This window comes from Enterobacter sp. DNB-S2, assembly GCF_019443845.1.
Classification (GTDB): Bacteria; Pseudomonadota; Gammaproteobacteria; order Enterobacterales; family Enterobacteriaceae; genus Enterobacter; species Enterobacter asburiae_B.
Map to the genome: position 1 here is coordinate 3,941,385 of NZ_CP050520.1, position 16,187 is coordinate 3,957,571.

General features: G+C 49.2%; 22 protein-coding genes. 2 read left to right on the forward strand and 20 right to left on the reverse strand.

Going from position 1 to position 16,187, the window contains the following annotated elements:
• Positions 1–27 precede the first annotated feature (27 nt).
• Positions 28–762 (forward strand): acyltransferase, encoded by a 735-nt coding sequence (locus HB664_RS18820; RefSeq protein WP_219939981.1) that lies wholly within the window; start codon positions 28–30, stop codon positions 760–762.
• A 2-nt stretch (positions 763–764) separates the two neighbouring features.
• Complete coding sequence (locus HB664_RS23015) at positions 765–1,055, forward strand: hypothetical protein (protein ID WP_375156347.1); 291 nt, start codon at positions 765–767, stop codon at positions 1,053–1,055.
• A gap of 28 nt (positions 1,056–1,083) precedes the next feature.
• On the opposite strand, the gene HB664_RS18830 is transcribed toward HB664_RS23015, so the two are convergent.
• From HB664_RS18830 to HB664_RS22870, 20 genes are all read right to left on the reverse strand, one after another.
• Entirely contained in the window at positions 1,084–3,339 is a 2,256-nt protein-coding gene (locus HB664_RS18830) for a glycosyl hydrolase family 28-related protein (protein WP_219939982.1), read from the reverse strand.
• Between the two features lie 8 nt (positions 3,340–3,347).
• Positions 3,348–4,124 carry a phage tail protein gene (locus HB664_RS18835; RefSeq protein WP_219939983.1) on the reverse strand — a complete coding sequence of 259 codons (777 nt, stop codon included), beginning with the start codon at positions 4,122–4,124 and terminating at the stop codon, positions 3,348–3,350.
• Between the two features lie 20 nt (positions 4,125–4,144).
• Entirely contained in the window at positions 4,145–4,519 is a 375-nt protein-coding gene (locus HB664_RS18840) for a hypothetical protein (protein WP_219939984.1), read from the reverse strand.
• Between the two features lies 1 nt (position 4,520).
• The gene (locus HB664_RS18845; RefSeq protein ID WP_219939985.1) at positions 4,521–5,108 is read right to left on the reverse strand and encodes a DUF2612 domain-containing protein; all 588 of its coding nucleotides are present in this window, start codon (positions 5,106–5,108) and stop codon (positions 4,521–4,523) included.
• Positions 5,105–6,337: a baseplate J/gp47 family protein gene (locus tag HB664_RS18850; protein ID WP_219939986.1), complete on the reverse strand. Its 1,233-nt coding sequence runs from the start codon at positions 6,335–6,337 to the stop codon at positions 5,105–5,107. Before HB664_RS18850 ends, HB664_RS18845 begins: the two co-directional genes overlap by 4 nt.
• An 8-nt stretch (positions 6,338–6,345) precedes the next feature.
• The gene (locus tag HB664_RS18855; protein ID WP_219939987.1) at positions 6,346–6,702 is read right to left on the reverse strand and encodes a hypothetical protein; all 357 of its coding nucleotides are present in this window, start codon (positions 6,700–6,702) and stop codon (positions 6,346–6,348) included.
• Between the two features lie 48 nt (positions 6,703–6,750).
• Entirely contained in the window at positions 6,751–7,119 is a 369-nt protein-coding gene (locus tag HB664_RS18860) for a hypothetical protein (protein WP_219939988.1), read from the reverse strand.
• Positions 7,116–7,814 (reverse strand): Gp138 family membrane-puncturing spike protein, encoded by a 699-nt coding sequence (locus HB664_RS18865; RefSeq protein WP_219939989.1) that lies wholly within the window; start codon positions 7,812–7,814, stop codon positions 7,116–7,118. Before HB664_RS18865 ends, HB664_RS18860 begins: the two co-directional genes overlap by 4 nt.
• Positions 7,814–8,668, reverse strand: coding sequence for a hypothetical protein (locus tag HB664_RS18870; RefSeq protein WP_219939990.1), 855 nt, complete (start codon positions 8,666–8,668; stop codon positions 7,814–7,816). Before HB664_RS18870 ends, HB664_RS18865 begins: the two co-directional genes overlap by 1 nt.
• Positions 8,665–8,970 carry a phage baseplate plug protein gene (locus tag HB664_RS18875; protein ID WP_047749422.1) on the reverse strand — a complete coding sequence of 102 codons (306 nt, stop codon included), beginning with the start codon at positions 8,968–8,970 and terminating at the stop codon, positions 8,665–8,667. Before HB664_RS18875 ends, HB664_RS18870 begins: the two co-directional genes overlap by 4 nt.
• Complete coding sequence (locus HB664_RS18880; protein ID WP_219939991.1) at positions 8,970–9,773, reverse strand: hypothetical protein; 804 nt, start codon at positions 9,771–9,773, stop codon at positions 8,970–8,972. Before HB664_RS18880 ends, HB664_RS18875 begins: the two co-directional genes overlap by 1 nt.
• A gap of 1 nt (position 9,774) precedes the next feature.
• Positions 9,775–11,553: a hypothetical protein gene (locus HB664_RS18885; protein WP_219939992.1), complete on the reverse strand. Its 1,779-nt coding sequence runs from the start codon at positions 11,551–11,553 to the stop codon at positions 9,775–9,777.
• Between the two features lie 211 nt (positions 11,554–11,764).
• Positions 11,765–12,169, reverse strand: a complete 405-nt coding sequence (locus HB664_RS18890; protein ID WP_219939993.1) for a hypothetical protein — start codon at positions 12,167–12,169, stop codon at positions 11,765–11,767.
• An 8-nt stretch (positions 12,170–12,177) separates the two neighbouring features.
• Positions 12,178–12,618 carry a phage tail fiber protein gene (locus HB664_RS18895; RefSeq protein ID WP_226423515.1) on the reverse strand — a complete coding sequence of 147 codons (441 nt, stop codon included), beginning with the start codon at positions 12,616–12,618 and terminating at the stop codon, positions 12,178–12,180.
• Complete coding sequence (locus HB664_RS18900) at positions 12,619–14,097, reverse strand: DUF3383 domain-containing protein (RefSeq protein ID WP_219939994.1); 1,479 nt, start codon at positions 14,095–14,097, stop codon at positions 12,619–12,621.
• Positions 14,098–14,649: an LIC_12616 family protein gene (locus HB664_RS18905; RefSeq protein WP_219939995.1), complete on the reverse strand. Its 552-nt coding sequence runs from the start codon at positions 14,647–14,649 to the stop codon at positions 14,098–14,100.
• Positions 14,646–15,014 carry a hypothetical protein gene (locus HB664_RS18910; RefSeq protein ID WP_007851372.1) on the reverse strand — a complete coding sequence of 123 codons (369 nt, stop codon included), beginning with the start codon at positions 15,012–15,014 and terminating at the stop codon, positions 14,646–14,648. Before HB664_RS18910 ends, HB664_RS18905 begins: the two co-directional genes overlap by 4 nt.
• On the reverse strand, positions 15,014–15,460 hold the full coding sequence (locus HB664_RS18915) for a hypothetical protein (RefSeq protein WP_110820685.1): 447 nt from the start codon (positions 15,458–15,460) through the stop codon (positions 15,014–15,016). The genes HB664_RS18910 and HB664_RS18915 overlap by 1 nt, the downstream gene beginning before the upstream one ends.
• Positions 15,453–15,857, reverse strand: a complete 405-nt coding sequence (locus tag HB664_RS18920) for a DUF4054 domain-containing protein (protein WP_219939996.1) — start codon at positions 15,855–15,857, stop codon at positions 15,453–15,455. The genes HB664_RS18915 and HB664_RS18920 overlap by 8 nt, the downstream gene beginning before the upstream one ends.
• A gap of 3 nt (positions 15,858–15,860) precedes the next feature.
• On the reverse strand, positions 15,861–16,187 hold the full coding sequence (locus HB664_RS22870) for a hypothetical protein (protein ID WP_258235830.1): 327 nt from the start codon (positions 16,185–16,187) through the stop codon (positions 15,861–15,863).

A 16,187-nucleotide genomic window follows, 5' to 3' on the forward strand; every position in this document is an offset into this window, starting at 1 on the left:
AAATATTTTTATTAAATGGTGCCTGTAATGAGAGAAAGGAATGTTTCTATTGAGGCTTTGAGAATTATTTGCTGCTTTCTTGTAGTCGGTATTCACATAGCACCAATGTATGATTTGTACATAAAGATGGGCATCTCAAAATACGAGATGATATCTGCGTTATTGATGCAAAGCCTTGTTCGCGTTGGGCTCCCTGTATTTTTTATAATCAGCGGGATGTTTTTGCTCAACCGAAACATAGATAATATAAAGACTTTCTACAGGAAAAGATTAGCGTCCCTTCTTCTTCCTTTCTTTATATTCTCTTTTATTCATTTCTTTATAGCCAGCAAGGTAATATCTAGTTCTGATTTACCACTATCCTTTAAGTCATATTTTGATGGGCTGATGATATCTACTGGGATATCCGTTCATTTTTGGTTTGTTTATGCCATGACGGGTATTTACATCATTACCCCACTGCTTAGCTATCTTTTTAGTGGATTATCATCCCGGCATGCGCTTACAGCTCTGTGCTTTATACTTTTCATTAAAGGATATAATGTCTATCTGAAAGGGTATGTTCAAGGGTTGGAAATCCCTGACCTTAGTACCTGGCTTGCTTACTTCATGATCGGAGGGCTGATACCGAAGCTTAGGAATATAGGAGCAAAAGGGGCTGCTATGATTGTGTTAGCAGGATACTTGATGACGGTTGCAGCTACTTACCTGCAATTCAATGGTGGGGTACGTTCTTCTATGCGCCTTTTGATGCGGGGTTAAACATGTACGTTTTTGCCACATCATTAGCATATTTATTTTATTTCCTTGAGATAAACCCAGGCGATATCGCATCGAAATTAATAAGCGTTATGGCAGAAGCTAGCTACGGTATATATTTAATACACCTAATCATTGCAATGCTGATTGCTAAATATGTTAACCTAACGTGGTATGTTGGCAGCTCATTTTCGTATACGTTACTTCTCACCGTGACTGTTTTTTTTGCTTCCTTCACATTTTCGTTAGCTATAAATCGACTTGTTATCAACCCTTTATTGCGATTGGTAAAATAAAAAAAGGCCACAAAATGTGGCCTTGCTGTTAAAATTTATAGATATTACTAAAATTGCCAAGAGTTGTATCAAGCATTCGATAATCAGAAAGAAGACATTCGTACACTGTGAACGTGCTTCCAACTACCACTGATTGTCCAACTACCTCGAGCAGGGTATATGCTGAGGCATCAGTCAGAATGTTTAACACAACCGCAGTCTTAATTGCCCCGCCGGAACTTGGCAGGTCGATAAGAGTTTTACTCGGGGTGCCGCCAAACGCCGTGGCACTCAATGCGCATTTAACAGCAACATTCGAGGAGTAAACGATAACAAAGTAAAAGTTTTTACCATACATCCAGCTTTTACTTGACAACCCTGTAGTGAGCGACATTAGAGCAGGAGTGCCTGTCGTTGTTGCACATGTTACTGTTTGAGCATATCCACTAACACTATTTGTCGTTGTGGTGTTGAATCTGCCCACGCTCATGAATGCACCAAGTTTTTCTGCAGCGAAGTTGGTATTTGGACCTGGGCCATAATCAAGAACATCACCCGACATGATGTTACTCCCACCCACCGCACAGTTACCTGTGCAACGAATAAACGCAACCTTTCCGCCGGTACCTGATGCAAGGGAAGATAAAACCCCAAAGGATTGAGCGTTCATCTCTACATCGGTGAATGTAATCCTTCCTCCAGCCGCCACGATCCCATTCACGCCATTCGTATACCCCCAGTAAAATACTCCTGAGTTTACCGATACGACTCCAGAACGCATGTCAAATGTGCTGCCACCAAGGTTTTCTCCAATATAGCAGCCATTAAAGGCTGCGCTTGTCCCTTCGAATCTGACGCCAAAACCCGTGCCAAATTCAACGTCGCAATTATCGAAAACTAACGCCTGGTTTCCATCCGCCACAGTCCCAAGAGATCGCACCCAAATGTGGTAGCCTGTACATCCCTGAGTGCTGCATGAACGGAATGCACTTCGGTGGTTGGAGCCCTGCAATTGTATTCCGGTAAGGCTTGACTCAAATCCGCAATTAGTAAAGGTGTTCAGCCACGTGTCCATTTCATAAAGGGCCGCCACCGTTCCGCCTGTAAATATGCAGTTATCTACAGAGGTATAGTGACGATACCTGACGTCGAACACTCGCTGAATAGTGCTGTTACCATCGAAGGTAAATCCTGAGATGTAGAACGGAGAAATTCTAGAGTCGGTTGATTCGTTAGCGTTAAGAAGAGCCTGTCCGGAAAAATTAGCCTTAACTATTGTGGAGCCTATACCTGTACCTATGAGACTTATATTTGCTCCGCGGATGTCAATTGCCGATCCGCATAAATATGTACCAGCACCAAAGTTTAATCTTCCGCCGCCAACGCTTTTTAAATAGGTAATGGCGGCATTGATTGCGGGTGCATCATCATTGATTCCATCTCCTTTTGCCCCTGCCTCTGCAACATGAATGGTAAGTTTGTTCTTATCATCCTGGGTCATAGCGACAGAGCCTGTAAATGATGCTTTAACCCCAATTAAGGCATCACCCTTCCCCGTTGCAACACTCGCCAGATTTGCAGTAGATGCCTTTAAATTCAGAGCACCCTGTACTGTGGTTGACCCGCTATTGTCGTCCAGTGCACCGACTTGTGCAGCACCAGTTGATAGCGCAAGCTGTGCAAGGATATCGTCATTGAGCTGAACCCAGTTAGCTAAAGTAGATGGGGGAAGTGCTGCAAGCATGAACGAATATCCTTTATCCGTTCTTTTTGCGATATCTCCTGGCTCGGCATTTAAAGCCAGCATTGCCGCTTGGCTGCTCACAACAAATGGCTCAGTAAGAGCTATTGCTGGCAACATGGAAACTGGAATTTTCCCACCACTATCAAGAATGGCGATCGTGTTAACAGGTATTGAGCTAGGATTCCCGCTGTCATCGAATGATGCAACGGAGTCCTTTCTAACTGATGCAGCCTGTAATTCAGTTACGGTCTCCCCGTCGGGAACTCTGAGCGTTCTGCTAAACACTGCTTCTGCTGCAGTCTGGCCTGCGCTAGCCGCCTCTGATGCTGAAACCAAGGCTTGACTGGCACTTTCACTTGCAGAGTTTGCCGATATATTTGCCTGAGATGCTGCAACGGTAGCCTGTGCAGAAGAAGCTGCGGCGTCATTAGCGGCCTGCCGTGCTTCCGCTGCATAATCAGGAGCCTTTCGTGCCTCTTCGGTATAGAGCTTACATTCAGCCGCAGCAACTTCAGCCTCAGCAGCATAAAGCTGAGCTTTTTTAGTATCAGAATAAGACATATGGCACCTTAATATTTGATGCAGTAGAGTTGCGCTACGTTTCTAGGGCGAGTAACTGAATAGAAGAAGGGAGCATTTTCTACAGGACTGGTTGCCAGGCTTGTACCAGCTGTGAAATAAACCGCACTAACACCATAGTTGGCTATTGAAACTGGATCGCTACCGTAATTTACGGTCCCATGGTTGATAAGAAGACCAATATTGGCCCCGGTCAAGTCATCATCATAACCGCCAACAATGGTCCCAAGCTGAGAGGTGCCAAACACACGAGATGGGTCAGCATTCCTTCCGTTATCAATGCCGCGAACAAACTCACCTCGTAAGTCAGGCAGGTTGAATGTTGTGCTTCCATCACCCGAGCCCCAGTTCGTACCTATGCGAGAGAAAAGACGTGCATAGATATTTCTGCTCACCGCAGAACCATCAGCCGCAAGCCAGCCTGTAGGCGGCGTGTTCATTGCAAACGATGCTGTCATGCCGACAAGGTCTGTTGATGTGCTCGCTGTTTCGTCTGTGATGTTCGTTCCATCACAGAACAAGCGCGATACCAGCCCGGGTATGACAATCACACCAGAGCCGGTTGCTGTTTTGCATGTTACCGAGAAGTTTCCGGTGCAGTTATTCTGGACTACCCATGACTTAATCCATGCCGGGAAGATCAGGTTTAAGTTGGCAGTAAGCGTACCTGTCAGGATGATGCGATCTTTCGCAGCCTGGATTGAAGACATCACCACGCTTGTTCCGGCGAGAGTGATTGACGTAATGCCGTAGTTGTTAATTGGCACCCATCCAGTAGTTGCTCCCGTTAATGACTCTGGGGTGTTGTGTTCGCCTCATTAAGGCTAATCCACTGCCCATTCAGTGTTGAGTTAGCAACAACTGAGCCCTTTGGATATCCGCCAACTGCGTCTGAAAAATCCTGACTGAAAGTATACCCTGCCCCGGCGTTCTGCCATTGCTGCTGAAGCGTCACTGAATAAATGACACCGTTCATGTCTTTACCACTTGGAGGAATCCCTCCAGCGCTTAGTGGTTGCATGGTTACGGGCGGGAATCCTTTATCAAAGGTGGCGACGCCGTTATTGTCTGTGGTTGTGCTTGAATCAACAGGAATTGCGTTTTTCAGCCCGTTTAGTCCAAAAGGCTTAATAATTCTTGATGGGATATCAGAAGAGTTCATGTCATACCTGCTGAACGATATTAACTGTAACCCCTATAGGGGAAGGGAGTGCGCCTGAGCTTTGTACGATGGCAAGGTCTGATGTCGACAGGCTGAACTCGAATACGTAGCTCATCACCATCTCTCCATCGTTTCTGACGTAGCAGCGCCCTTTATCTCCGAACATTAAGTTCAGAAGTTTATTCAGATTAGGGATTGTGCAGTCTGAGATGTTTGCCGCAGCTTTAACCATGATCAGCTTCCGATAGACATCATTTGTGAGCGTCACTGTTGATGTAAGAAGCTCGCCAGAGTAAAACGGTGCCTGATTAAATGGCTGTGGGTCGTCGACTAATACCGGGTCTGAAGATGCTTCATTGAAGCCAAAATAAATCTTGTTCTCTGTCACCGTCAGCTGCCTGCTGACAACCACGATTTTTCCCCATACATCCAGTCCGTAGGTATCGGCCGTCTCGATATTCCAGATCACGTCATAGAAATCATCGAGAAAACCTTCGATACCTACGGCTTCATTGAATGAGTAAATCAGGGATTTGAGTTTCGGGCTGTCGGCATATTGCGTCAGGATTGTATCCGCGACGTTTATCATGCCAGTGTCACCGAGATGTTTGATGCATCCAGTGTTGGCACTTCATCAATGCCAAACGATGCTGATGTTAGATATGTCGTACCGTTACGGCTAATAGTTATGCTGAAGATATCGACATTTTCTGAGTCAATAGCCTGCACGCCAGCATAATAACGCCCTGCATAGATAGTTGAACCGATGCGGGCTCTCGTACCGCCATCTTCACCATTAAATGCGCTGATAATGGCATTCTGCACCAGGGTAACGATATTGCCGGGTAGCGCATTATTATTTGCAAGCTGAACGTTGAAATGCACGCTTACGGCTGAAGGTGTCTGCCACTTAATTTCATACTCAGGGTATGGCTGGACGTAATTGACATCATCGACGACGGTATACGTCGTGTTACCGACCATTGGAGGTCCTGGCGGAAGCTTTTGCCATATCGCCTTTCCGATGTCTGCTGAAACCCCACCATAAACGCACACATAAAGAGAGTTCGGCTCAAGAGAGACGTTGGTAACCCCCTTGGTCACCGTGAGGCCTGTATTGTTCTGAGTTACATACGCATCCGTTACGCCATTGACGGCCAGAACATTTGCATAAACAGCCCCCAACTGGTTATTTGAATTACCAGCTACTGACTGTTTGCGTCGATACTCAAAGTTTGCCCGGCTCTCTACTTCATTACCAAGAACGCCTGCAGTTGCATTGGTGATTCCTGACCAACCCTGAATGGCACGGTAAATTGTATTTAATGCTCCAATCGGACATGCAATGGGTCCAGTCGCCTGATTCTGGAATACAACGTTTACTGAGCCTGAGGAAGGAATAACAGCATCGGCAAGGGAGTAATAAAGATAGCCGCTTGCATCCTGGGCTATGCTGTTTGCCGGGATAACGGTGCCGACCAGACCAGTACAGGTTGCGGTTACAGTGGTTCCAATGGCCGCGATGCGGTCAATGAAGTAAATCTGTCCGATCGCATCCTGCATACGCCCTTCAGCAAAGTCTGGGTTAATCTGGTTTACCAGCCATGCCAGATTGTCATTCTTGTCTCCGATGATTGCCGTGTCGCTCATGGCAATCTGTCCCTGCGGAGTCGTCAGACTCTTACTCATCCCTCCGCCCATGGCGGTATCAAGGTCAGTTAATCGCCCGTTGAGAATGTCTATCTCATCAGGAACGGCAATGCCGGTAGCGGAAAACGTGACAGAGGGGACGGCTGTGCTAACTGTTACTTCAGCCATTTGTTACCTCAGAATTGGATTGTGGTCTGAACGTTGTTCGTGTCGGTTATTGTCATGACGCCGGATGCAAGGCGATCTGCTTTGCCAACGGTTGTGGTGCAGAATGCCGCCTGGACATATGGGAGCTTTTTGGCCTCGGTAGTCATCTTGGTATTAATGAGCTGCGTGCCCGGCCAGTGACCGAGAATGCGCTCGTAATATGGAATGCCTAGCGTGGTGTCATACCAGGCTTCACCGAGGAATGTTGAGCACGCGCACGCTACGTCCTGTGCTACTGCATATGGGTTGGCAGTAATAGCCATACTTCCGGTGTCGTCTAGCGTGATATCCCACTGGTCAGTCAGAAGCAGTGATTTGGTGAGCATGTAAACTCCGGGCAATAAAAAACCCGCCGGAGCGGGTTAACGTTTTTGCTACCTGGATATGTATTTATCCGGATGCGCTAAGCAGTCATTTATGTATCCACTGGAATAGGCTCTAGCAAAGGACTCATCATTTTGGTACTGCATAGAAAACTGAGCAGAAGATGGATTATTGGAAGACATTGCGATCATCCGTTTTGTTTCTGCACCATCTATTCCCTGCCAATTCCCTGAGTCCATTGCCTTCCGCTCAAAGGCAGCAGCATCGTTTCTTGAGTACGCGTTGCCTGCGAGTTGCACATACACGTTGTATCTCATGCTCTGATAGCATGACTCTTTGAGTGAATCGCCATTTGCATAAGAATGTGCTGATGCCAGTATCAGCATGGATAGACCAGAATTAATCAGTGCTTTCATCATTGCGGGGTACCGGTAGTTGAACCCCCTGATTGTACACCTCCATGCCTGTGTGTACTTAGGTGGATTCCGTTTCCTGTGACTTCACCGGTAGCGGTAATCGTGCCGCCGAATGTCGCGTTGCCGCCGAAGCTACCAGAGCCCTGAGTAAGCTGTCCGTTTGCTTCAATTATAGGGGCGTTGAGCGAGATTTTGTCGTCAGCATTGACTACAACTGTGTTGCCATTTACCTGGACAACCAGTGGAGACACGATATCGATTCCATCATTGGCGAACTTAACATACTGACTTGGCTCAGCGTTCAGTACTCCGCCGAGATAGATGGCATCAGAATAGCTGTGCGTGCGATTCGAACCGGGCAATGCAGATTGCTTTGTCTTCTTCACTGCTGTGATATCACGATCGCAAATGGCTATCAGACCGATATCACCTTCGACTGGAGGCATAATCACCGCACTAGCACCGCGCTGAAGCCTCCAGACCGGAACGCCGTGAATCACCGAGTTCGGGATGAGGTCTCCACCTCCAGTGAATCCCTCCACCATTGGCTTCACCGATACGACTTCTCCGGATTCATTAACCGAAGTTACGATCGCCAGCGTGATGAATGATTTCCCCATCAGAAACTGATGCATCAGGAATTGCTGAGAGTTGGCATCTGTTGCTGTGTCCTGAGGCCGCGTAGTAAATAGGTTCATTACTGCCTCACTGTTAGCTGTCCGATAGATGCCCAGACGATGGTTGACCACGGAGCGCCTTCAGTCCAGGTGGACAAGTGGTGAATTGCCGACTGCACTGTATAAATCCCACTACCGTTAGGTAGCGAGGTTTCCATCTGAACCTTCCTACCTCGCAAAATCAGATCGCTGTACTGGCACTGAAAGTTAATCCCGTAGTTACTGAATACCGGATATCCAATTAAACCGTGCTCTGGTGATATGAGAGGTATGGTATCGTCGATGCTTCCACCCTGAGGCCAGATGTAAATCGCTCCCAGCCTGAAATCAATCTCGATGCCGGCCGCATGAGCGCACTGCTGAATCTGCGCTATCGGGTTGCCTTCGAAGTAAGGATTTTCAAGCTTCGCCAGAACGCCGTTGTTAATCACCGTATAGCCAATGCTTGCAGCTATTGTCGTGATGATTTCTGCAACGCTGGCAATGCCTTCTTTTGAGAAAGGCGGCGCAGTGATTGACTGGTCGAACCCTGTAGAAAAGGCGCTGATTATCAGTGGCGCATCTGGCATCTGGTTGAGGTCGGCAAAGCAGTTAGTGATAGAGCCAAAGAATGCCGGCCTGTCATCTGCCCAAACCTTCATCATGTTCTGCTTAGCACCGTTTAACTGGATGCCCTTGTAGCTCAGCAGAGCCATGTTTTCGATGCTCAGTCCAAACACCCTTGCTTCCAGTGTCGTTCCTGATATCCCGCCGTAAGCACCTATCTCTATTTCTGCCTTGATGTTGTCGATGGTCAGGATGTTATTTCCTGACTCATCGAAAGCACCGTCTTTCAGCGTGAACTGAAATTTCAACGTTCTCTTTTTATAGGTCATGCTGCCATCTCATCTGCCGTGGCATAGAACAGTTTGAATCGCGTCCCGAGCTCGTCATAAACAGGATCAAGACTTCCTTTGGTATCAGCGAAGAAAAGCTCACCTTTGAAGCCGAGATAGGGATAACGGACTATCTTGTTGCAGTTATGGCAAAGAACGCCCTGAGCTATCCACAAATTATCCAGACCAACGTCAATAAACATGCCTGTAGAGCGCTGCACGATGCGCAAGGTTACAGACTGACCATCAAGGTTTACGCTGACTTCCTGAGCCTTGAGAGGCTTGAGAGAGATGTTCTGCATCAGGATAACCCCGCTACCAGTTCATCCACCGTTGTCGCAAGGTTTTTGATGGCCGACGTTGCAGCGCCATTGATAGCACTCGTTGCGCCTGATGTTGCATTGCTAACAGCATTCGTTACGGACGTGGCGACGGTTGTTGCAGCGCTGGATACTGACTCTTTCAGGCCTGTTAGCGCGCCTTTGACATCTTCAAGGGTTGAGTTTGTGGCTGTTGAGTTTGCTTTCTCAGTTACGACGCTGGCGGCCTTGCTCGTTCCATTTGAGGTTGTGTTGCTGTTGGCTGTGGTGCTTGTCAGAGTGACTTCAGCTTCCTGCAAAACAGCTTGGAAGATGGCTTCCACCGTCAGAAGCGTTACATCGCGATCTGATGTCCGGTAATTGTATCTAACCAGGTCATAGTCTTCATAAGTGGTGTCCGGTGTCTCAATGTCGTACACCTTCGCATCCGCAACCATCGCATCAAGAGCTTCAAGCATGTCAGAGCGGCTAGTCAGGGTAAAGTTGGTCAGGTTAGGGATGCTTCCGCTAAAGCCCGTCCATCCTTCCAGCGTAAACAACACCCGGATAACAGGAGGGCGTTTTACTTTGTTAAAGCTGCTGTAAGAACCTTGCTCGATTGGAGCCGATACCACTGAGGCATCAGCCCCATACTCAATTCCAAGGAACGAGGAAGGAGACAATGCCCTTAAGCCTGATTTCAGGTAAATCCCGTAACCAGGCGAAAGGGTACTGTTGATAATGGAAAAGATATTGCCGCTGTTTATCGCGCTGAGTAGCGTTGTTTCGTTCAGTGAAAAGGTCATATTATCCCTGCCCTGACATCGCTGGATTCACCAGGCGGTTTCTCTGAAGGTTTCTCTGGATGTCGGCACCAAGAGCATTGGCGTTGCCTGCCGATGTCTGCATGTCGATTTTTCCGATAGTGATTGTTGTTTGATTTCCTGCGCCGGCCGTCATGTTTCGCGACGCAGAGGAGCCCGCGCCTAACTGAATGCCACCCATGATGTCAGATGAGCTTATGTAGCCCTTACCGTTCTCATGGTCGACAATCCCTTTCATCAGTCTGGCCATCGTTGCCGTGTCACCTGAATCCAGTACCTCATTAGCGCCTTTCCCTGTCGCTTTGGAAAGCGCAGAGATGTAGGCGTCAACGTTGTTATTGTCTGATGCAGGAGCGTATGTTTTGACGATAGATGAAAGTGTGTTTATGCCGCGCTTGAAGTACAACTGCAATTGCTTATAAAGCGCAGCAACACCGTGCTGCATAGACTCGAATACTGCAAATCTTCCGCCTTCGCCACTCTCCAGTGTTGCGCCAGACTGTCCGACGTAGTTCAGGTTTCCAGGGTTATTGTTTCGGATGCCGCGAGGTGCTGATTTGTAACCATCTCCCCGAGGTAACTCAATGCCGGTTTTATCGAATATCCAGTCGTGAAGTTTCTTACCCCATTCCGTGGTTGTGTCTGTTCCTGCGCCACTGTTGAGGAAATTTGCTACCGGATTGTCTTTAAGCCATGCATATTTGTTTTCAAGCTTTTCAGCATACTTCTGAAGCTCTACCAGGCCGGCGATCATGCTTACACGACCAAGCGCCAGGAAAGCACCCTTGACGCCGCCAATTGAACTGGTCATGCCTAACAGCCACTTCCCGGCAACAAACACCAGAAGCACCTTAAGTGCGTTTTCCAGACCACCTACAGCATCGACAACTTTATTTACTTCATCTGCAGTATCAGAGAAGAACTTGTCAATTTCAGGCCCGTGGTTAGAAATCCAGTTCCCGAACTTTTCTATAAGCGGAATGAGTTTTTCTATGTGCGGCAGCAGGGCTTCAAATAACACCTGAGATGCAGCTGATAATCTCAGCTTCATTTCTTCTACGCGGCGGTTAAATTCCAGCGCCTTTTTGGTCGCCTCTTCGGTTGCACGGGATGTCTTCGTGAACTTGTCTGCATCCTGAACAAGAGAACCATTTGCAAGCCCCTGCTGAGTGGCATTATCAAACCCAAACATGCCACCAAATCTGCGCTGAGCGTCTTTGCTCAATTTGCCCCAGTTGCCGGCAATCTTGCGCATGATTTTTTCGGCGTTGTCGTTCTGGTAGTCGAAGTTAGCGCCTGTTGCACCGGCGAATGAGGCCAGAGCGCCGAAAAGCGGATCGTCCTGTCCGCCACCGGTGCGAATGTTTGTCAGCGTCTTCTGGAAGTTACCCAGCGTGCCTGCCATGCGCTCTGCAGTTGAGCCGGCTGCCGCCGCTGCTCTCTCCCATCCATCAAGAGACTTAGCTGAGATATCCAGAGCGCGAGATTCAATCCCCAACCGCATCAAATCTGATGTCATGTTGGTGATGAAGGTCTTGATACCCTGCGCCGATAAAGTAACGCCTACCAGCGCAAGTAATTCTGTTCGGATTGAGCCAAAAAATGAGGCCGCTCTTTTACCTGCGGCCTCCATGTCTTTAGCTGTCTGGTCAGCATTCTTTCTGGTATCGTCCAGGCCTTTTTTTACTTCTGTCTGGCCTTTCTTGAATCCGGAAGAGTCAAGACCAAGAGTGACTACCAGTGAGTCAATAATCGTTGGCATCAGCCATTCTCCTGAGCCCTGTTGATGACCATTTGGTTGTAATTGTCGACTGTGATTATCTCAAGCCACCACCATAAATCCTCTACGCCAAGCGTTGTGCTCAGTTCCGTCAGAGAACATTTACCCGACGACAGAACGGTCGCTATTGTTTTAGGTACGTTGGCATAGTCGGTCAGGCCAGCGATTTGCTGACCCATTACCGGAGGGATGTCTAGCTGGCGGCGGCGGTCAAAAAATCGACGTGCAGCTTAAAGACTTCTCCGCGAAGTTTCAGGCGGGTCATAACCTCTTCAGTGTCATCGTCAATCAGGTTGCGCTTAACACTCTGATTGGCTGGGTCTGGAACAGCCTGAACACACTTCATCAGCTCGTCCAGGAGAGTCCGTGCATCCTCTGGAGGGATTTTAGCCACCATTTCGAGGCCGACTTTCGCCATGCCTGCCATACCCATATCTGAAAAGTTATCCGGAAGATTAACGCCGTTTTTAGCCATTGCCAGTCCGGCACGAATTGCCCACCACTCAGCCTGAGTAGCTGACATTTCGCGAATATAGAAAACCTTCCCATTGTCACGGCCTTTATCTTCGACGGTGTAGAAAATCTCTTTGCGTGCCATGTTAGTCCTTATGCGTTGTACGCTTCGCCCACGACTGATTCCCAGTTAATCTGGAAGGTCATTGCCTGCAGTACGCGCTGCGCATCAGGGATAGCTTTTACGCGTTGCAGAATGCCGTTGGTCAGTGTGAATTTGCGACTAATCGCCGGGAGGATGATTGTTGCGTTGCAGCGGAATACCGCCTTTGAGGTCAGCGAAGTTAACTGCCAGGTCTCGAACAGGTCGCGAGACGGGCTGTCAGGCATGATTGTGATCGTCTGCAGATACTCACCGAAAACGAAACCGCCAGAGAGCTTGCCGTCGGCGCCACGGACGGAAACCGCCATTTCTGTATCACCCAGAGCAAACATCGCGTCCGCTGCGTATCCTTCCAGCGTTTGAGCGCTGGGGAACAGGTTGGTAACAGTGAGGGCAAAGATTGAATCAGCGCTTGTAATAGTGTTGGACATTTATTGCACCTCAATGCTTGCGAGAGTGATTTTCTGTACGCAACCACCGTCGCAGTACCACAGGGTCATGCTAGGGCTTGTGCGTTCCTGACGCTGCGTAGGGGTGGCGTCTGCAATGTACAGGTAGTAACCCTTAGCAATCAGCGATGGAGAGATGTCAGCGCCAACTGCGTTCTGAATCTCGGAAATCTGAGAGCTGGACAGCGTTACGCCAGTTCGGATGCCGCCAAAGGTGATGCCCTGATTCAGCGTATCGGAGAAAGATGCTTCGATGATCGCCTTACCGCGCGCGTTGTATGGAATGCTGCGGTTGGACTGGAACAGCTCGATAGCGTCCTGCATCAGGTTGGCATTCAGCCAAATCTGGAAGCAGAATGAGTCAAACCACTTGAAGTCACCAGTAATGGTGCCGTCAGCCCAATAACGGGTGTCGTAGTTATTCGCAGTGTACGCGCCGTAGAAGTTGTAACCGTTGGCAATCAGCGCGTCGTAATTTGCTGATGTGGTCACTTCCGGCAGCAAGCCGCCTAGGGAGCGGAACTTGAATGGAACGCGTCCTTCCTGGCGGTCAAAGTCAAGAGATGCGGCATAACCAATCACGCTAGCTGCATGCGACTGATTTCCGTAAACAGGGATTACGTTGGAATAGTCGTAAGTGCTGATGATTTTGTACGCCAGTGTATCAGTTGAGCCAGATACCAGCGCTGATTCCTCCAGCGTGAACGGCACATAGCCGAACCGGTAATTTTGGCCGTTAACCCAGGCGGAGAAGTCAAGCGCTTCCTGCTCGGTCGGCGTGAATGAAGTGGTGAAGATTGCCCAGTTTTGAGAGCTATCAAGCACTGACTGCATCGCCGTAGTGACTACTGCAGCATCTGCTCCCTGAGACAACTGAGCGCCGGTAGCGGCTGTCAGTTTTAGGCCTGCAGACAGAGTTCCTGTTGCGTAGGTAATGGTGCTGGCTGCGCCGTCGGTCGCGCTGGTGATGATGAAGCGCTTCTGCGTTGTATCGTACTCTACCGTAACACTTGAGCCGATGCCTGTTTCAATCAGGTCAGCGGCCATGGCAAAGCTTGTTGCTGTGCTCAGGTCAATACTGGCTGATGTGTGCGCTGTGCCGTCAACGGTCAGGGTCAGAACACCGCTCAGCAATTTGAGTTGGTCTAAGGTCACGGCCGCCATTGAGCCAGAGCGCAACCACGCCGCTGCATCCGCCGGGTTAAACCGTGCAAACAGCAATGAGCCCGGGGTCTTGGTGGAATTGTCGTAGCCCTGAAAATAAACTTCAGCCATGCTGAATTCAGCCGATGCACTACCGAAATAGGCCGCTACATCTTCTTTGTTCGTGAATGTGATAACACTCCCCACCGGAGCATAAGCGCTGTCGGTAAGGATAAGGCCATTCAGATCAAGCGCTGAACCGCCCGCTGGCAGCACTCCAGGATTGATTTGAATATCTTTGCGTAATGGGATTGCCATTTATGCACTCTCCGGTGGGTATTTTAAATCTGCGGCAATAACGCCGACTGTAATGCTGTCCATGAAGTCCTGGCGTGTGGTAACAGACGGGTTGAATTGCCCGATGAATTCCATCGTCCAGCGGCCTTCGTATTGTTGCTCGCCGTTTATCATCGTTGTCTGATGAGGGTCTGAGCAGTAAAGAGGGGTGATGACGTTGCCGTTTTGTCTGAACCATTCACAGGCAAAGTCTGAGCGGATTAGCGTGCCGATGATTGCAGCGTTATCCGCTGCATTCTCGCCGTAACAGTCAATCTGGCAAGGCCATTGGGTGCTGCGCTGGTTGAGCTGCTTACCTTCGCCATACACGCCGTTATCGTCGTATTTGACGCGGTTTGTAGATAGGCCAATCTGCTTTAGTGGAGTGAAGATGATGTAGTCGCCAAGTGGTTGGGGCGTTCGGTTCTGCTGACCTACCAACACGTTGTCTATGGTGAGGCCGGTGATATCCATCAGAAACGCCTGCAGCGCAATGCGCAGGTCAAGCTCGGTGATGTCTACTGTGGCTGTCATGGTGACCTCTGCAGGTTAACAATCAGGTGACACCAGTCTGGATAAAGCTCTGCCACTTTCACTACCAGCCATGTCTTGCCATCAACAATCAGCATGTCTCCACCCTGTTGCTCTGGGCGGTTAATACCATTGAAGTTTCCATTCAGATAGGCGCTTTGCAGAATCCCCTGAACGTTTATCGCATCAACCTGCTTCAGGTCGGTGGATGACAGAGACTGCATCTGCACAATCACATCCACATCGGTATATGACTGCACGCGCTTTCCGCCTGGCGCGGTTGTGAATCCGCTATTCACTTTCAGCACGCCTGGGACGTCAGGGTTAACCGTTGTGATCGCCCCGCGAACAATTTGATGCAGGTTCATCAGGTAACCTCGTAGTTAACATCGCCAATCATCACCCTGGTGTCGACGAGAGGCTTATCTGACTGGTTAGGCATTACTTTCCTGTTTCTGCGTCGCTCAAGCGTGACTTCGGAGAGCGCAGGCTCAATGAGCGTGGCAATCGACTCCTGAATATCACCCTTTATCTGAGCGCCGACGACCTCAAGCACCGTTCTGGAATCAAGACCTGAAGCAAGTCCGCGCTCAATCGTCTTCTTCCACTCTTCCTGCTTGTCAGCGATTGCATTGCGGAAGAATGGGCGTGGAGGCTGATTGTTTGCCGGGTCACCGTACTCATTACGAGTGGCAACCATCGCGACGCTGGTTCCGTCTGGATAGGTAGAGCCGCCGAGAAAACCAGCCCTTACCTCAGTGGCATTGAGTCGCTCAGCCATTCCTTCCAGGTACTTATCGAGGCCGTCAGACATAGTTATCTCCAGGATAGTAATTAGCCATCCGGTAGACTTTCGTCGCCTGCCAGAAGTCCATGCCATATGGGCTCTGCGTATACCACGCATACCTGAACTCAATAGGGCCGAGGTCAGATGAAACCGACACGCTGCCCTGAGTAGCTGATGCAATGCGCCCAACCATTCCTGAACCGCCACGACCTCGATTGTCGCCGTAACGCACATACGCCAGATGCGCCATGAGCATGTAGAGCAAACGCTCTCGCTTCACGACGTCATCTACGAGTGAGTAATCGGTGTTATTCAGATAGTCAGTGGACTGGTCAAACAGGAATGGAAGGATTGCATCTGGAACGTTGGAGAATTCAGGGTACATGGCGCGGAAACTGGCAATATCCAGAGTCACGACAGCCATGGCTTATTCCTCTTTATCTGGCTCCACGCCTGCATCTTTGGCGTTAACCTGCTCAAGGCCTGTTTTCTGTCGTGCGCGCTCCAGAGAAGCATCTGCTGCTGATTTCTCATCAGTGACAGCAAAGACGATGCCATTGCGAATGAATGGCGCGTCCTTGTGATTCTTCTCGAAAGCTTCCCAAGCTTCAGATGGCACACCTTTTGTCATGCCAAACCCGTTAATTAGCTCAGAAGAGTTGGCACCCGCCAGGGTGATCGTCTGATCACCATGACGGAATGACAGGCCATTTGGAAGTTTGCAACCAATAACGTAGGTTGAAGGCTTAGCCAT

What these genes read in the sequence shown, in the direction of transcription:
- HB664_RS18900 (WP_219939994.1), bottom strand. Translation starts at nt 14,097, where the DNA reads ATGGCAATCCCATTACGCAAAGATATTCAAATCAATCCTGGAGTGCTG.
- HB664_RS18860 (WP_219939988.1), bottom strand. Translation starts at nt 7,119, where the DNA reads ATGATGAAAGCACTGATTAATTCTGGTCTATCCATGCTGATACTGGCA.
- HB664_RS18850 (WP_219939986.1), bottom strand. Translation starts at nt 6,337, where the DNA reads ATGGCTGAAGTAACAGTTAGCACAGCCGTCCCCTCTGTCACGTTTTCC.
- HB664_RS18890 (WP_219939993.1), bottom strand. Translation starts at nt 12,169, where the DNA reads ATGGCACGCAAAGAGATTTTCTACACCGTCGAAGATAAAGGCCGTGAC.
- HB664_RS22870 (WP_258235830.1), bottom strand. Translation starts at nt 16,187, where the DNA reads ATGGCTAAGCCTTCAACCTACGTTATTGGTTGCAAACTTCCAAATGGC.
- HB664_RS18820 (WP_219939981.1), top strand. Translation starts at nt 28, where the DNA reads ATGAGAGAAAGGAATGTTTCTATTGAGGCTTTGAGAATTATTTGCTGC.
- HB664_RS18910 (WP_007851372.1), bottom strand. Translation starts at nt 15,014, where the DNA reads ATGAACCTGCATCAAATTGTTCGCGGGGCGATCACAACGGTTAACCCT.
- HB664_RS18865 (WP_219939989.1), bottom strand. Translation starts at nt 7,814, where the DNA reads ATGAACCTATTTACTACGCGGCCTCAGGACACAGCAACAGATGCCAAC.
- HB664_RS18920 (WP_219939996.1), bottom strand. Translation starts at nt 15,857, where the DNA reads ATGGCTGTCGTGACTCTGGATATTGCCAGTTTCCGCGCCATGTACCCT.
- HB664_RS18915 (WP_110820685.1), bottom strand. Translation starts at nt 15,460, where the DNA reads ATGTCTGACGGCCTCGATAAGTACCTGGAAGGAATGGCTGAGCGACTC.
- HB664_RS18870 (WP_219939990.1), bottom strand. Translation starts at nt 8,668, where the DNA reads ATGACCTATAAAAAGAGAACGTTGAAATTTCAGTTCACGCTGAAAGAC.
- HB664_RS18855 (WP_219939987.1), bottom strand. Translation starts at nt 6,702, where the DNA reads ATGCTCACCAAATCACTGCTTCTGACTGACCAGTGGGATATCACGCTA.
- HB664_RS18905 (WP_219939995.1), bottom strand. Translation starts at nt 14,649, where the DNA reads ATGACAGCCACAGTAGACATCACCGAGCTTGACCTGCGCATTGCGCTG.
- HB664_RS18875 (WP_047749422.1), bottom strand. Translation starts at nt 8,970, where the DNA reads ATGCAGAACATCTCTCTCAAGCCTCTCAAGGCTCAGGAAGTCAGCGTA.
- HB664_RS18880 (WP_219939991.1), bottom strand. Translation starts at nt 9,773, where the DNA reads ATGACCTTTTCACTGAACGAAACAACGCTACTCAGCGCGATAAACAGC.
- HB664_RS18895 (WP_226423515.1), bottom strand. Translation starts at nt 12,618, where the DNA reads ATGTCCAACACTATTACAAGCGCTGATTCAATCTTTGCCCTCACTGTT.
- HB664_RS18845 (WP_219939985.1), bottom strand. Translation starts at nt 5,108, where the DNA reads ATGATAAACGTCGCGGATACAATCCTGACGCAATATGCCGACAGCCCG.
- HB664_RS18840 (WP_219939984.1), bottom strand. Translation starts at nt 4,519, where the DNA reads ATGAACTCTTCTGATATCCCATCAAGAATTATTAAGCCTTTTGGACTA.
- HB664_RS18885 (WP_219939992.1), bottom strand. Translation starts at nt 11,553, where the DNA reads ATGCCAACGATTATTGACTCACTGGTAGTCACTCTTGGTCTTGACTCT.
- HB664_RS18830 (WP_219939982.1), bottom strand. Translation starts at nt 3,339, where the DNA reads ATGTCTTATTCTGATACTAAAAAAGCTCAGCTTTATGCTGCTGAGGCT.
- HB664_RS23015 (WP_375156347.1), top strand. Translation starts at nt 765, where the DNA reads ATGTACGTTTTTGCCACATCATTAGCATATTTATTTTATTTCCTTGAG.